Origin of the sequence: Variovorax sp. RA8, from assembly GCF_901827175.1 — a bacterium.
Taxonomy (GTDB): Bacteria; Pseudomonadota; Gammaproteobacteria; order Burkholderiales; family Burkholderiaceae_C; genus Variovorax.
Map to the genome: position 1 here is coordinate 3667467 of NZ_LR594662.1, position 15949 is coordinate 3683415.

Sequence of the window (15949 nt, forward strand, 5' to 3'; positions counted from 1 at the left end):
TGCGCGCATTGGCCATCCGCGTTTTCCCGCGGGGCGCGATTCTCTTCCCATCCTGGCATGCCACTCCTACCCATCCTTCGCCGGTCGGCCCTGCTCGTTCTCGCCCTGATGCTGGCGGGCTGCAACATGGTGGTGCTGAATCCGTCCGGGGACATCGCGGCCCAGCAGGGCCGGCTGGTCGTCATCTCCACCCTGCTGATGCTGCTGATCATCGTGCCGGTGATCGCGCTGACGCTGCTGTTCGCGTGGCGCTACCGCCAGTCCAACACCGAGGCAACCTACAAGCCCGACTGGGACCATTCCACCCAGCTCGAGCTGGTGATCTGGGCCGCCCCGCTGCTGATCATCATCGCCCTCGGCGCGATCACCTGGATCAGCACCCACACCCTGGACCCGTTCCGCCCGCTGGACCGGATCGCCGAAGGGCGCGCGGTGCCCGAAGGCGCGCAGCCGCTGGTGGTCGAGGTGGTCGCGCTCGACTGGAAGTGGCTGTTCTTCTACCCTGAGCAGGGCATCGCGACCGTGAACGAAATGGCCGCGCCGGTGGACCGCCCGATCCAGTTCAAGATCACCGCCTCCTCGGTCATGAATTCCTTCTACGTGCCCGCGCTGGCCGGCCAGATCTATGCCATGCCCGGCATGGAGACCAAGCTGCACGCGGTCGTCAACCAGCCCGGCGTGTACGACGGCTTCTCGGCCAACTACAGCGGCGCCGGCTTCTCGGGCATGCGCTTCAAGTTCCACGGCCTGCAGAGTGCCGAGTTCGAGAGCTGGGTGCAGAAGGCCAAGGCCGAGGGCAAGGCGCTCGGCCGCGAGGACTACCTGAAGCTCGAGCGCCCGAGCGAACGCGAGCCCGTGCGCCGCTACGCCAGCGTCGCGCCCGGCCTGTACGACGCCATCCTCAACCGCTGCGTGGAGCCCGGCAAGATGTGCATGAGGCAGATGATGGCCGTCGATGCCACCGGCGGCGCCGGCAAGGCCGGCCTCTCGCCCCTGGCCATCACGCAAGTGCCGCGCGGCGAGCAGGGGCTGCCGATGCGCACCGTCGCCACCGAGCTGTGCACGGCCGACAACCCGACCGGCGCGCCGCTGCCCGCGCGGACGGTGCTCCAGTAATCACCCGACATTCCAGGCGCGGCCCCGGGCGGCGCTCCACCCTTGGTATCCGAGACCCACGATGCCCGACCATCCCGACCTGACCAAGCTGATCTTCGGACGCCTCACCTGGGAGGCCTTCCCCTACCACGAGCCCATCCTGGTGGCGACCTTCGCCGCCGTGGTGCTGGGCGGCCTCGCGCTGATGGGCGCGATGACCTACTTCCGCGTCTGGGGCACGCTCTGGCGCGACTGGATCACCAGCATCGACCACAAGAAGATCGGCGTGATGTACATCGTGCTCGGGCTGGTGATGCTGCTGCGCGGCTTCGCCGACGCGATCATGATGCGGCTGCAGCAGGCCATCGCCTTCGGCGACAACGCGGGCTACCTGCCGCCGCACCACTACGACCAGATCTTCACGGCCCACGGCGTGATCATGATCTTCTTCGTCGCCATGCCGCTGGTCACCGGCCTCATGAACTACGTGGTCCCGCTGCAGATCGGCGCGCGCGACGTGGCTTTCCCCTTCCTCAACAACTTCAGCTTCTGGATGACCACCATGGGCGCGATGCTGGTGATGGCGTCGCTGTTCATCGGCGAGTTCGCCAAGACCGGCTGGCTGGCCTACCCGCCGCTGTCGGGCATCCTCTACAGCCCGGACGTGGGGGTGGACTACTACATATGGTCGCTGCAGATCGCGGGGGTCGGGACATTGCTCTCGGGGGTGAACCTGATCGCGACCATCGTCAAGATGCGCGCCCCCGGCATGAGCCTGATGAAGATGCCGGTCTTCACCTGGACCGCGCTGTGCACCAACGTGCTGATCGTCGCCGCCTTCCCGGTGCTGACGGCCGTGCTGGCGCTGCTGTCGATGGACCGCTACGTCGGCACGAACTTCTTCACCAATGAGCTCGGCGGCAATCCGATGATGTACGTCAACCTCATCTGGATCTGGGGCCATCCGGAGGTGTATATCCTGATCCTGCCGATCTTCGGCGCCTTCTCCGAGATCGTGTCGACCTTCAGCCGCAAGCGCCTGTTCGGCTATGCCTCGATGGTGTACGCGACGGTGGTGATCACCATCCTGTCGTACCTGGTGTGGCTGCACCACTTCTTCACGATGGGCTCGGGCGCCAGCGTCAACTCCTTCTTCGGCATCACGACGATGATCATCTCGATCCCGACCGGGGCGAAGATCTTCAACTGGCTGTTCACGATGTACCACGGGCGCATCAAGTACGAGGTGCCGATGCTGTGGACGATCGGCTTCATGGTGACCTTCGTGATCGGCGGGATGACGGGCGTGCTGCTGGCCGTGCCCCCGGCCGACTTCGTGCTGCACAACAGCCTGTTCCTGATCGCGCACTTCCACAACGTGATCATCGGCGGCGTGGTGTTCGGCGCCTTCGCCGCGATCACCTACTGGTTCCCCAAGGCCTTCGGCTTCAAGCTCGACCCGTTCTGGGGCAAGTGCGCCTTCTGGTTCTGGCTGGTGGGCTTCTACTTCGCCTTCATGCCGCTGTACGCGCTGGGCCTGATGGGCGTGACGCGCCGCCTGAGCCACATCGAGGACCCGTCGCTGCAGATCTGGTTCCAGATCGCCGCCTTCGGCGCCTTCCTGATCGCCCTGGGCATCCTCAGCTTCCTCATCCAGCTGGTGGTGAGCTTCATGCGCCGCGAGTCGCTGCGCGACACCACCGGCGACCCGTGGAACGGCCGCACGCTGGAGTGGTCCACCTCCTCGCCGCCGCCGGCGTACAACTTCGCGTTCACCCCGCGCATCCATGACAACGACGCCTGGTGGGACATGAAGCAGCGCGGCTACGAGCGGCCCGTGGAAGGCTTCGCGCCGATCCACATGCCGAAGAACACCGCCGCGGGATTCGTGCTGTCGGTCATCAGCGCCGTGATGGGCTTTGCGCTGATCTGGCACATGTGGCTGATCGCCGGCGTGGCCTTCGTCCTGCTCATCCTCGCGACCATCGTCCACACCTTCAACTACAAGCGCGACTACCACATCCCCGCGGACGAGGTCGTCCGCACGGAAGCAGCGCGTACCCGAATGCTGGCCGGCCATGTCTGAGATCACCGCCTCCTCCTCCCCCGCCGCGGTGCGCGCGGCGGACCGCCCCATCTTCCTCGTGACCGAGGAGCACCACCCCGAGAACGGCACCCTGCTGGGCTTCTGGCTCTACCTGATGAGCGACTGCCTGGTGTTCGCCTGCCTCTTCGCGATGTACGGCGTGCTGGGCCGCAGCTATGCCGCGGGCCCTTCGGGCGCCGACCTGTTCGACCTGCCGCTGGTGGCGGTCAACACCGCGCTGCTGCTGCTGTCCTCCATCACCTATGGCTTCGCGATGCTGGAGATGCTGAAGAAGCGCAAGGGCGGCACATTGCTGTGGCTGGCTGTTACCGGCTTGCTGGGCGCGGGCTTCATCGGCATCGAGCTTTACGAGTTCGCCCACCTGCTGCACGAAGGCGCCGGCCCGCAGCGCAGCGCCTTCCTGTCGTCCTTCTTCACGCTGGTGGGTACGCACGGCCTGCACGTCAGCTTCGGCATCATCTGGCTGATCACGCTGATGATCCAGGTCGGCAAGCACGGCCTGATCGCCGAGAACAAGCGGCGCCTCTTCTGCCTGTCGATGTTCTGGCACTTCCTGGACGTCGTGTGGATCGGCGTCTTCACCTTTGTCTACCTGATGGGGAGCCTGCAATGAGCGCGCAGCAGCATCACGACGAGCACCACGGCCACGGTCACGATGACGGCGGCGACGACCACGGCCTGCACATCAGCGCCAAGGGTTACCTGACCGGCTTCGTCCTGTCGGTGATCCTGACGGCCATTCCCTTCTGGCTGGTGATGGGCAAGGTCTTCGAGAGCCCGGGCACCACCGCCTTCGTGATCCTGGGCTTCGCGGCCGTGCAGATCGTGGTCCACATGATCTACTTCCTTCACCTCAACGCGCGCTCCGAGGGCGGCTGGAACATGCTGGCGCTCATCTTCACCATCGTGCTGGTGGTGATCACCCTGAGCGGCTCGCTGTGGGTGATGTTCCACCTCAACCACAACATGATGCCGGCATCCATGCACGAGATGCGCAACATGCCTTGAGCGACACGCCGCCCGACCTGACCCGGGGACCGCGTTCCACGCCGGCGCTGGCGCTGCTCGCCCTCGCCGGCGTTCTTCTGTTCGCGCTATTCGTGGCGCTGGGTACCTGGCAGCTCGAGCGGCGGGCGTGGAAGCTGGCGCTGATCGAGCGCGTCGAGGCGCGCGTGCATGCCCCGCCCGAGGACGCCCCGCCGCAGGCCCAATGGCCGCGGGTCAACGCCGCCGACCACGAGTACCGGCACGTGCGGCTCGAAGGCGTTTTCCTCCACGAGCGCGAGGCGCTGGTACAGGCATCGACCCGGCTGGGCCCCGGCTACTGGGTGCTGACGCCGCTGCGCACCGCACATGGCGTGGTCCTGGTCAATCGCGGCTTCGTGCCACACGAGCGGCGCGAGCGCGCCACGCGCAGCGGCAACGAGCCAGCGGGCGTTGTTCGCCTCACCGGCCTGCTGCGCATCAGCGAGCCCGGCGGCGGCTTCCTGCGCCGCAACGATCCGGCCGCCGACCGCTGGTTCTCGCGCGACGTGCAGGCCATCGCCGCGGCGCGCGGGCTGGCGGACGCCGCCCCGTTCTTCGTGGACGAGGATGCCGCCGCGCCGCAGCCCCCGGGCGCCGAGCCGCGCTGGCCGGTGGGCGGCCTGACGGTGATCGCCTTCCACAACAGCCACCTGGTCTACGCCCTCACCTGGTTCGGCCTGGCGCTTGGGGTCGCGGTGGGCGCCTGGCTGCTGGGGCGCGCCGAGCACCGCCTGCGCCGGGCGCACGTACCGGACAGGACCGGCGCCGCCCACGGAGCCCACGATGCAGCCGCGGACTGAAGCCGACGCCACCGGCCTGAAGAACATGCAGCAGCTGATCCAGCTGCGCTGGATCGCGGTGGTGGGCCAGGTCGCGACTATCCTGGTCGTGCACTTCGGCTTGGGCATCCGGCTGCCGCTGGGACCGATGCTCGGGGCGCTGGGCTTCCTCACCATCTTCAACCTGGTCAGCCTGTGGCGCTGGGACCGCCACGAGGACGTGACGGACCTGGAGCTCTTCGTCGCGCTCCTGGCCGACGTCGGCACGCTGACCGTGCAGCTCTACCTGAGCGGCGGCGTCACCAACCCCTTCATCTTCCTGTTCCTGCTGCAGGTCTGCCTGGGCGCGGTGCTGCTGGGCCCAGGCTACTCGCGCACGCTGATCGGGGTGACCGTGGCCTGCTTCGTCGGCCTGATCCTGTTCCACCGGCCGCTGGAGATCCCGCCGGAAAACGGCCGCGGCCTCGCCAGCCCCTACATCCAGGGTCTGCTGGTCTGCTTCGCGCTCGATGCCGCGCTGCTGGCCATCTTCATCGCCCGCATCAACCGCAACCTGCGCGCGCGCGACGCCCGCCTCGCCGGCCTGCGCCAGCGCGCCGCCGAGGAGGAGCACATCGTGCGCATGGGCCTGCTGGCCACCGGCGCCGCGCACGAGCTCGGCACGCCGCTGGCCACGCTGGCGGTGATCCTGGGCGACTGGCAGCGTATGCAGCCCTTCGCCGCCGAGCCCGAGCTGCGGCAGGAGATCGAGGAGATGCAGGCCCAGGTGGCCCGCTGCAAGGCCATCGTCAGCGGCATCCTGCTGTCGGCCGGCGAGGCGCGCGGCGAGGCGCCGGCGCACACCACCGTCAATGCCTTCCTCGACGAGCTGGTGGCCGAATGGCGCGCCACGCGTTCGGCCGATGCGCTGGCCTATTCCAACGTGTTCGGCGACGATGTGGCCATCGTGTCCGATTCGGCCTTGAAGCAGACGCTCTACAACGTGCTCGATAACGCGCTGGAGGCCTCGCCCCGCTGGGTCGGCCTCGAGGCCGCGCGCCAAGGCGAGTGGCTGCGCCTGACCGTGAACGACGCCGGCCCGGGCTTCGCCCCCGAGATGCTGGCGCAGCTCGGCAAGCCCTACCAGTCGAGCAAGGGCCGGCCCGGCGGCGGGCTGGGCCTGTTCCTGGTCGTCAACGTCGCGCGCACGCTGGGCGGCAGCGTGTCGGCCCAGAACCGCCCCGAAGGCGGCGCGGCCGTGACCCTGCGCCTGCCGCTGGCCGCACTGACCGTCGAGGAGATGCCGCGCCATGGAAGCTGAGCAACGGCTGCTGCTGATCGTCGAGGACGACGCCGCCTTCGCGCGCACCCTGTGCCGCTCCTTCGAGCGCCGCGGCTACCAGGTGCTCGTGGCCACCAGCGCCGAGCAGGTGACGGCACTGCTGCAGGACCATTCACCCGGCTATGCGGTGGTGGACCTCAAGCTGGCCGGCGGCGCCTCGGGCCTGGCCTGCGTGCAGATGCTCCACCAGCACGACGCCACGATGCTCATCGTGGTGCTTACCGGCTACGCCAGCATCGCCACCGCCGTCGAGGCCATCAAGCTGGGCGCCTGCCACTACCTGGCCAAGCCCTCCAACACCGACGACATCGAGGCCGCCTTCGGCCGCGCCCAGGGCGATGCCGAGGTCGCGCTGACCGAGCGCTCCACCTCGATCAAGACGCTGGAATGGGAACGCATCCACGAGGTGCTGGCCGAGACCGGCTTCAACATCTCCGAGGCAGCACGGCGCCTGGGCATGCACCGGCGAACGCTGGCGCGGAAGCTGGGGAAGCAGCGGGTCAAGTAAGCCGCTGCATCCTTGAGCGGCGCTTCGGCGCAGGGTCAATCAGTCTCGGTGTCTTCCAGCGTCGAGAACAGCACCTGGAAGATTTCCCGCGTCGAGATGGAGCCGTCCGCGTCCTTCTCGACCAGCAGCAGCTGCTGCGCCTCCGGCAGGCCGGCCGGGATCACCATCCGCCCGCCGGGCTTGAGCTGGTAGATGAGCGCCGGCGGGATCAGCTCCGGCGCCGCGGTGACGATCACCCGGTCGAAGGGCGCGTGCTCGGGCCAGCCATGGCAGCCGTTGCCGATCTTGACCTCGACATTGGCATAGCCTAGACGGGCCAGCCGCTGCCGCGCCTGCCGGGCCAGCTCCTCGATGAGCTCGACGCTGTAGACCTGCTGCGCGAGTTCCGACAGGATCGCAGACTGGTAGCCCAGGCCGGTGCCGATCTCCAGCACGGTGTCGGTCGGGCGCACGCGCAGCAGATCGGTCATCACGGCGACGATGAAGGGCTGCGAGATGGTCTTGCCGTAGCCGATCGGCAGCGGTGTGTCGACGTAGGCATAGGGCCGCAGCTCGATCGGCACGAAGAGGTGGCGCGGCACCTTGCCCAGCGCGGCCATCACCCGCGCGTCGAGCGCCGCCTTGCCCAGGTGCATGGTCGAGAAAATCGTCTTGGCAGCGATCTCCGCGAGCATGCGCTGGTGCAGTGTCGTGAAATCCGGTTCGCTCATGGTGCCTCCTCGAGGCGATGCCGACGTTCGGATCGTACGCTTGCGCGCAGCCACAAGACAGCGGGGGACACCTCCCCTTCGGAGGGGATGCCGGGGCGCCCGGCCCGGCGATATCGTCCGTCCGGCTGTCACACGGAGGCGCGGCGCGACCCTTGCATCCGACGCGGGCCGCGCACGACAATCCGACTCACTTCATGGCCTCGCTTGGCGTGCCGCGGCGCGTCGCGCGGCCGCCCACAGGGAGGCAGCATGCGAGCAGAACTGGTGATCAAGGGCAAGAGCTTGACGGGCTCGAGCGACCTGACGCTCCTGGCACCGATCAAGCCGGGCCTGGTGCCCTCGCTGGACGCCGTCACCTACAAGACGCGCGCCAAGCGCCTGCTCAAGACGCTGCAGGGCGGCCGCGCTTCGCTGCACGAGCACACGCTGCTGCGCCCGATCTCCGACGCGGTGGAGCGCGTGGCCAAGATCCATTCCTTCCGCGTGGCGGTGCTCGAGCCGGAAGACAAGATCCTGCTGGCCGTCACATTCGACGGCACCTGGGAGGCCTACATCCGCGTGCTGTGGCAGAAGGTCGGAACCCTGCTGGACGTGATTTTCTGCAACTCCGACGGCTACGTGGTCTCGCACGACGCGGGCTTCGACGCCTGGGCGGGCTGGGTGCGCAAGGTGCAGGTCGAGACCGCCTTCTACTACAACACGCACGGGCTGACGGTCGAGGACGCGCGCTACCTGCGGGACGAGGAGCGCTTGCATCGCCAGCCGCCGGCGCCCTCTGCGCCGGACGCGCAGGCGGCCGAGGGGCTCGCGGCGACGCGCCTGCGCGTGCGCACGCCCGAGGAGATCGCCTGGGAGGCCGCGAGCGCAAGCCCCGGGCACGCGCTCGATGCCAGCCGCCAGGCGCTGCAATCGCTAGCCGTGCTGTTCCGGCTCACCGACCTGTACCTGCCCGGCACGGGCGACGGCCGGGTCCTGCAGCGGGCCGGGCGCGACATCCTGCGCGAGTTCGTGTCGCTCATGGAGGACGGCGACCTGCCGCCCGAGCTGAAGCAGGCGATGCGCGTGCGCTTCGATCGCCAGCTGCGCTGGCTGCTGCCTCAGGACGAGCCCGAGGTGACCCGGCCGCGCGAGGTGCCCAGGCTGCCGCCGAAGGCCGTGGTGGACGACCCCGGCGACGTGCAGGGCGGCATCCTGCGGCCCTACGAGAGCATCACGCACGGCTGCCTGCTGCTGGTCGCCTTCGACGCGCGCGGCGCCGGCGCGGGCCTGCTGGACGAGCTGCGCAAGTCGCTGACGACCGCCACCGGCCAGCCGCCGGCGGGCCAGCCGATCGTCAATGTCGCACTCACTTACGAGGGCCTTCGCTTCCTCGGCATGCCGGAGGAGCAGCTGGCCTGGTTCCCGCAGGAATTCCGCGAGGGCATGGAGGCGCGGGCCAGCATGCTCGGGGACTTCCGCGCCAACCATCCGCGCCGCTGGCGACTGCCGCAGCGCTTCGTCCAGGCCAGCGCGTCGGAGCACGACACCGCCGTCGAGCTCGCAGCCGTCCACCTCGTGATCCAGCTGCGCATCGGCGCGCCGGGCAACGACGTGAGCGATCCTGCGGACCGGAACCACCCCTTGCACGGAACGATCGGGAAGCTCTTCGGCAACCCGGGCCTGGGCGGCACGCGTCCCGGCGTACGGCTGCTGGCGATCGAGCCGCTGCGCCGCTACCTCAACGACAAGGAGCGCATCCAGGAGCATTTCGGCTTTGCCGATGGCGACGGCCAGCCGGTGCTCGACGCCGTGCCCGAAGGCGCCGTGTACCGCAACCAGGTGCACCTGGGCGAGCTGCTGCTCGGCTACCCGAACGAGGCAGACCCTGCCCCGCAGGGAGACAGCGACGCGGAGCGCGAGCGCATTCGCTTCTTCCACAACGGCAGCTTCCTGGTCGTGCGCAAGCTGCGGCAGGACGTGGCCGCACTCTACGAAACCGTGCGACAGGCCAGCCGTGACACCGGGCTCGACGAGGACCTGATCTTCGCGAAGCTGATGGGCCGGCACCGGGACGGCCGGCCGCTGGTCGATGCCACGGCGATCAACGACTTCGACTACCACGCGGACGGCGAGGGCAAGGTCTGCCCCTTCCACGCGCACATCCGCCGCGCCAACCCCCGGCAGGACGAAACCGCCCAGGGGCCGCAGGACCCGCCGGGGCGCCGACGCCCGCGGCTGATGCGCCGGAGCATGTCCTACGGGCCGCGCTATGCGTTTCCGGAGGTGGTTCCCGAGGGCGGCTACGTGGACGACGGCCAGGAGCGGGGCCTGATGTTCATGGCCTACAACGCCAGCATCAGCGAGCAGTTCGAGGTGATCCAGCGCTGGCTGGTCGGCGGCAACAGCGCCGGCGGCTTCTCGGGCCAGAGCGATTCGCTGCTCGGCGTGCCCGAGGTGGGCGAGAACCGCAGCTTCCGCTTCGAGCATCCGGTCGACGGCGTGCCGCGCAGCCATCGCATCGCGCTGGACACGGCGCCTGGCGTCGACGAGGAGCCCCGGTCCCGGCCCTACGTGCGCGTGGAATGGGGCGCCTACCTGTTCACGCCTTCGGTGCACGCGCTGCAACAGCTGATCCACCTGGCCGCGCTCGGCCCGCGTCCACTGCCCGTCTGGTCGGCCGACGAAGGCGAGCAGCGCATCCAGGCGCTGCTTCGGCTCGAAGGGGCGCCCTGCCCCGCGCCGGCGATCCGGGCCTGGAAGAGCGCGCTCGAGGACCCGGAGGCGCAGGAGAAGTTCATCAGCGCCGGCATCTGGGCTGCCATCCGCGAGCATCACGGCGGCGTGCTGCGCACGGCCTACGGCGTGCTGGTCGCCGATCGCGAGCGCGTGCTGGAAGTGCTGGGCGACGACCTGCACTACACGGTGGCGGGCTACCGGGAACGGATGGACGGATCGATCCGGCAGATCTACCTGGGCCTGGACCGCGACGGCAGCGGCGAGTACGAGCGGCAGTCGAGGGAAGTCAACAAGGCGATCGGCCGCATCGACGAAGAGAGCGCCTTCCGGTCGGCCTTCGCCTTCACCACGGAGGTGCTGGACCAGTTCATCGAGGTCGAGAAGGGCATCGCCCCGCTGCTGGGGCGAAAGCGCTGGGAACTCAATCTCGACGCCAAGGAGGTCAGCGACAAGGTGCTGGCGCAGCTGTGCCAGGAATGGTTCGGCCTGCCCGAAGCGCCCGCGCCCGGCGAGCAGGCGCCCGCCCTGGTGCCCGGCAGCTGGCGCTGGGACTGGAAGGAAGGCGAGCCCGCGATCTATCCCGCCCAGTTCACCGCACCCTCGCGCTACATCTTCCAGCCCCGTCCCAACGAGGACGTGAAGGCCTATGGCGAGCGCTACGGCGAGGCGCTCACCGCAGCGCTCCACGCTTTCATCCGGCCGTTCCAGAAGAGCAAGTCCGTGCCGAAGACGCCGCAGGGCGAGGACGCGGTGCTGGCGTCCGCCATCCTCCGCGCCTTCCCCGACGCCAAGGGAGAGGACGATTTCGTGGCACGCACCTTTGTCGGCGCGCTCATGGGCTTCCTGCCCACCGTGGACGGCAACCTGCGCCTGTCGCTCAACGAGTGGCTGCGCGACAGCACCTTCTGGTCGCTGCGCGCGGCCTGGGCGCAGAGCCGGGAGGCGGACCCCTACGAAAGGGCGAAGGCGCTGCTCGAAGGCCCGCTGAAGGAAGTGATGCAGCTGCGGCCTTCGCCCGAACTCGTCTGGCGGCGCGTCAAGGGCGAGAGCGTCCAGCTCGGCCACGAAACGCTCGCCGAGGGCGAGACCGTGGTCCTGTCGCTGGTCTCGGCGACGCAGCAGAACCTGCGCGAAGACAAGCTCGACGTGACGCCGATCTTCGGCGGCAGGCGCACCCAGGACGGCCCGCACCCTGCGCATGCCTGCCCGGGCTACCAGGCGGGCATGGGCGTGCTGCTGGGCATCCTGGCCGGCCTGGTGGACGAGAAGGAACGGATGCGGCCCAGCCCGGCGCCGCTGGCTTTCACCTTCGAGGGCCGCCTCGGCGGCTGAGCACAGCGCAGCCACGGCTGCCAAGGAGCGGGACATGGGCACCTATGACAAGGACCAGCCGGCCATCGAACGCGGCCGCCGGCTCGGCGATTTCCTGGTGGAGGGGCAGCGCAGGCGCGTGGCGCGCGGCGCGGGCTTCGCGCCCCTGGCCGCGGCGCAAAAGATGCTGCTCGCCATCGGTGACTCGTGGTTCTCCTATTGGCCGCGGGGCGACGTGCTCGACGTGCTGGAGCGCAAGTTCCACTACACGGTGGATTCGCGCGCCCGAGCCGGCAGCACGCTCGCGGAGATGATCTTCGAGGTGCCGCCAGGCGACGAGCTCCCCGACCTGGACGACACGACCCAGGGCGAGCAGCTGCAATGGCTGACCACGCGCATCGAGGGCCTGACCCCGGCCGACAAGAGCAGTCTGAAGGCGATCCTGCTCTCGGGCGGGGGCAACGACGTGGTGGGCGACAAGCAGACGCTCAAGTCGCTGGTGCATCCGGCCGCGGAGGGCCACGCTCAGCCGGTCAAGGAGGAGATGCTCCTGAAGATCGTCGACGGGCGGCTGCGCGAGCTGTTGACGGTCATGCTGTCGGCCATCACCACCGTCAGTGTCGCCTCGGTCGGGCGCAAGGTGCCGATCCTGATCCACGGCTACGACTACCCGGTGCCCGACGGCCGCGGCGTCTTCCTCAACGTGTGGCTGAAGCCGGGCCTCGTCGAGCTCGGCTACGACGTGCTGGAGGATCGAAGGAAGATCCTGAGGACGCTGATCGACCGGCTCAACGCCATGCAGATTGCGCTGGTGCAGCATCCGGAGTTCCAGCACGTGGTGCATGCGAACCTGCGCGGCACGCTGTCGACGCTGGATGCGGACTATCAGCAGTTCTGGCAGAACGAGCTGCACCCCACGATCCCGACCGGCTTCGGGCTGGTGGCGGACAAAGTGGCGGCGAAGATCCCGGCCTGAGTCATCGCCGCGAAAGAAGTCGGGAACGGCCGACTTCAGCAGCCGGCATTCAGGCGCGTGCCTAGACCCGGAGCATGTCGCGCGTGCGCTCGGCACGCTCCAGATGCCAGCGCATGTCCATGGCTTCGAAGGCGGTGCAAGCGGCATCGAGCAGCCGCTGCGCCTCGCCGACGTGGCCCCGGCCTACCTCGATCTGCGCCCGGCACAGCTGCGTCGCGGCCGCCTCGTGCGCCGAGCCGCGCGCCTGTGCCGAGCGCTCGGCGCAGGCGAGGTAGTGCTCGGCGCGCACGAAGTCGTTGAGCTTGGCGGCAGCGCGGGCCAGCGCGCGGCATCCGAGGGCCTCGCCGATGCGATCGTGCTGGCGCACCCGCATGAAGAGCCGCGCCGCATGGTGCCTCGCCTCCTCGGTGCGGCCGTTGGCGACCGCGCCGTCGACCATCCAGCCGTGGTTGAGCGAGGTGGCGAGCGCGCCCTTGCGCGCCTCGATCCACGCGGTGGCATCCCGCACCGCCTGCAAGGCCTGCGGATCGCGCGTCAGGGTCCACTGCGCATACCCGGCCAGCGCGCGGCCCATGGCGAGCTGCTGGCGGCTCTTCACATGCTCGGCAATCTCCGACGCGCGCTCGGCCACACGCAGCGCCTCTTCCCAGCGCCCCTGCCACTGGTAGACGACGCTGATCCAGTGGCGCACCGAGGCCGAGACCTGGTGCAGCGAATCGCCCACCAGCAGCAAGGCCTCTGCGAAGCACTCGTCGGCCTGCGCGAAGCGGCCCTGGTCGCCAAGCAGGTAACCCTTGCAGGCCAGGGCATAGGCCGAGCCGACGGCCAGGCTGCTGCCGGGCCGGCTCTGGCGCCGCTTGCTGTCCACTGCCGAGTCCAGCAGCACCAGCGCCCGGCCGTAGTCGCCGGCGGCCAGCAGTGCCTGGCCCAGCGTGGCACGCACCTGCGCGGCGAGGCGCGCATCGCCGATCTGCGTGGCGAGATCCAGCGCCGCTTCGCCGTGCGCGATCGCGGCCTTGGACATGCCCTTGGCGTAGCAGATGTAGCCGAGCCAGTAGGACGCCCGGGCGATCGCGTCCATGCTGGCGCTCTGGCGCGCCAGCATCAGGCCGCGCTCGAAGATCGCCACGCCGTCGGCCAGTCCCAGCGGATCGAAGACACAGGCCATGCCCAGCTTCTGCGCGATCGCGCACCAGCGCAGCGCCAGCTCGCGCGAGGGTGGGCCCAGCTCGTCGAGGGCCTTGAGTGCGGCGGAGTACTGGGCCCGGGCGCGGTCCAGCGCCGAGGCGGCCATGGCCTTGTCGCCGGCCAGCTCCGCGTAGCGTGCCGCCGGCTCGGCCAGCGCGGCAGCGGCGCAGTGGTAGGCCAGGGCTTCGTAGAGCTCTTCCTGGGCCGCGCCCTCGCCGCGGCCCTCGAGCACCTGCGCGATGCGGCGATGCATCTCGCGGCGCCGGTGCAGGCCGACGGCCTCGTAGATCACGTCGCGGGTGATGCCGTGCTTGAAGCGCAGCGTCCCCGGCTGCTCGCCCGCGAAGAGGAAATCCTGCTCGGCCAGCGCAATGACCAGCGGATCGTCCGCGCCGTGCCCGGTGAGCTGTTCCAGCAGCCAGGCCGGAAAAACGCCGCCGATGACGGCGGCAGCGCGCAGCACTTCGGCCTGCGCGGGCGGCAGGCGCTCGACGCGCGATTCGATCAGGGCGGTGAGCCAGGCCGCGCTGCCCAGGCGGAGCTCGCGCAGCCACTGCCCGCCTTGCGCAGAGGCCGAATGGCACAGCTCCTCGATGAACAGCGGGATGCCGCCGGCGTAGCGCTGGATCTCGGCCACCACGAAGGGATCGGCCCCGGGCAGCAGGTGGCGGGTCGCCCGGGCGGCCTCGTCGTCGTCCAGCGGCTGCAGCTCGAGCGTGGTGACGGGCGCAAGGAAGAGGCTCTCGCCGATCGCCGCCCGCGTCGCGGCGACGACGAAGATCGGAGCCTTCAGCGACAGCACCGCGTCGAGTGCCTGCTGGCTCGCCTCGTCCGCCCATTGCCAGTCGTCGACGATCAGCATCAGCGGTTGACGGGCCGCGAGCTGCTCGAACAGGCTTCGCAGCGTCGGCACCGTCGCGCCGGGGCTGAGCTGGCGCGCCTCTTCGCGTGGCGCCACCAGCAGCCGCACCTGGGCCAGCACAGCGGCGGCGCCCTCCTCCTGCTCCAGCGCGGCCAGCAGCGGATGCGCCTGCGCGGGCTCGGCCGGCAGGCCCGCCGACCGGCCGAACAGCGCGCGCAGCATCTGCAGGAAGGGCTGCAGGGGCTCCGCGAGGTAGGTGCCGCAGTAGCCCTGGAGGACGAGGCATTCGCCGGCGGCGGCGTGGCGGCGCAGCTCGTCGACCAGGCGCGTCTTGCCGACGCCCGGGCCGCCCGACACGGCGACGCACTGCGGGACGCCGGCGATCGCCATGCGCAGGCGATCGCGCAGCAGCCGCAGGGCCGGCTCGCGGCCGACGAAGGGACAAAGGCTGCGCCGCTCCATCGCCTCCAGGCGCGTCGGCGCCGGCGCACGGCCAAGCACCCGGCGCACCGCCAGCGGCGGCGTGCGGCCCTTCAGCTGTACCAGCGCGGGTTCGCTGGAGGTGAAGAACTGGGCATGCGGCCCGAGGGTCTCCTCGCTCACGCAGATGTCGTCGCGCTCGGCGAGGTCCGACAGGCGCGCGGCGATGTTCGGCACGTTGCCCAGCAGCTCGAAGCGCCCGCGCTCCACGTCGCCGTCCGAAATGAGCACAAGCCCGGCGTGGATGCCGGAATGCAGCGTCAACGCGCCAGCCGGGAATCCGGCGCCCGCGACGGCGAGCCGGCTCACCGCCGCATGCAGCTCGAGCGCGGCCTCGGTGGCGCGGCGCCCGTCGTCCTCGCGCGTCTCCGGATAGCCGAAGAAGGCCAGCACGCCGTCGCCCTGGATGCGGGCGATGTTGCCGCCGTGGCGCGGGATGATCTCGCGGCAGAGCACACGCAGCTGCGCGAGCATGTCGGCGTAGAGCTCCGACTCCATCAGCTCGCCGAGGCGGGTGGACTCGGAGAGGTCCGAAAAGAGGATGGTCAGGTACCGGCGCCGCCCGGAGGCGTCGTCGATCGCGTCATCTGCAGCAGCTGTTTCTTCTTCGGAGGGGCGGGGCATTTTGGAACGCTGGGGCTACACGGTCCGCTCCCCGGCCGGGGCGCCAGGGCCGAATACTTTGGTAGTCTAGGTCCTACAGCAACAAATGGAAGCATCCAGGTGTCCCGCAAAGGCGCGAGTGCCCGCGCTGCACCTGTTTGGCGCTCGCGTGTCACAGGCCGCGGCTGCCACGCACCCGGCCTCTGGCACAGCAGGTCTTCATGAGGATCGGGCCACGGGCGGTCTGCCACTCGTCACGGCCGGGAAG

11 protein-coding genes are annotated in these 15949 nt (G+C 69.6%); 9 read left to right on the forward strand and 2 right to left on the reverse strand.

Annotation, left to right across the window (positions count from 1 at the left end; genetic code table 11):
* Positions 1-57 precede the first annotated feature (57 nt).
* The 7 genes from cyoA to E5P3_RS17165 all read left to right on the forward strand — a co-directional run bounded on the left by cyoA (position 58) and on the right by E5P3_RS17165 (position 6836).
* Positions 58-1116 (forward strand): ubiquinol oxidase subunit II, encoded by a 1059-nt coding sequence (gene cyoA, locus E5P3_RS17135; RefSeq protein WP_162587070.1) that lies wholly within the window; start codon positions 58-60, stop codon positions 1114-1116.
* Positions 1117-1177: 61 nt separating this feature from the next.
* A complete protein-coding gene (cyoB, locus tag E5P3_RS17140) occupies positions 1178-3181 on the forward strand; it encodes a cytochrome o ubiquinol oxidase subunit I (protein ID WP_162587071.1) in 2004 nt (667 codons plus the stop codon).
* The gene (gene cyoC / locus E5P3_RS17145) at positions 3174-3815 is read left to right on the forward strand and encodes a cytochrome o ubiquinol oxidase subunit III (RefSeq protein WP_162587072.1); all 642 of its coding nucleotides are present in this window, start codon (positions 3174-3176) and stop codon (positions 3813-3815) included. Before cyoB ends, cyoC begins: the two co-directional genes overlap by 8 nt.
* Positions 3812-4210 carry a cytochrome o ubiquinol oxidase subunit IV gene (gene cyoD, locus E5P3_RS17150; RefSeq protein WP_162587073.1) on the forward strand — a complete coding sequence of 133 codons (399 nt, stop codon included), beginning with the start codon at positions 3812-3814 and terminating at the stop codon, positions 4208-4210. Before cyoC ends, cyoD begins: the two co-directional genes overlap by 4 nt.
* A complete protein-coding gene (locus E5P3_RS17155; RefSeq protein ID WP_232073178.1) occupies positions 4207-5028 on the forward strand; it encodes an SURF1 family protein in 822 nt (273 codons plus the stop codon). Before cyoD ends, E5P3_RS17155 begins: the two co-directional genes overlap by 4 nt.
* The gene (locus tag E5P3_RS17160) at positions 5012-6307 is read left to right on the forward strand and encodes an ATP-binding protein (protein ID WP_162587074.1); all 1296 of its coding nucleotides are present in this window, start codon (positions 5012-5014) and stop codon (positions 6305-6307) included. Before E5P3_RS17155 ends, E5P3_RS17160 begins: the two co-directional genes overlap by 17 nt.
* Positions 6297-6836, forward strand: coding sequence for a response regulator transcription factor (locus E5P3_RS17165; RefSeq protein WP_162587075.1), 540 nt, complete (start codon positions 6297-6299; stop codon positions 6834-6836). The genes E5P3_RS17160 and E5P3_RS17165 overlap by 11 nt, the downstream gene beginning before the upstream one ends.
* Before the next feature lie 35 nt (positions 6837-6871).
* Here the strand turns inward: E5P3_RS17165 and E5P3_RS17170 are convergent, their stop codons facing one another.
* Positions 6872-7546, reverse strand: a complete 675-nt coding sequence (locus E5P3_RS17170) for a protein-L-isoaspartate(D-aspartate) O-methyltransferase (protein WP_162587076.1) — start codon at positions 7544-7546, stop codon at positions 6872-6874.
* 249 nt (positions 7547-7795) lie between these two features.
* On the opposite strand from E5P3_RS17170, the gene E5P3_RS17175 reads away from it, so the two are divergent.
* Positions 7796-11593, forward strand: coding sequence for a Dyp-type peroxidase domain-containing protein (locus E5P3_RS17175; protein WP_162587077.1), 3798 nt, complete (start codon positions 7796-7798; stop codon positions 11591-11593).
* Positions 11594-11627: 34 nt separating this feature from the next.
* The gene (locus E5P3_RS17180) at positions 11628-12548 is read left to right on the forward strand and encodes a hypothetical protein (protein ID WP_162587078.1); all 921 of its coding nucleotides are present in this window, start codon (positions 11628-11630) and stop codon (positions 12546-12548) included.
* A gap of 61 nt (positions 12549-12609) precedes the next feature.
* Here E5P3_RS17180 and E5P3_RS17185 read toward each other — a convergent pair whose 3' ends face one another.
* Complete coding sequence (locus tag E5P3_RS17185) at positions 12610-15702, reverse strand: ATP-binding protein (RefSeq protein WP_162587079.1); 3093 nt, start codon at positions 15700-15702, stop codon at positions 12610-12612.
* Positions 15703-15949 lie beyond the last annotated feature (247 nt).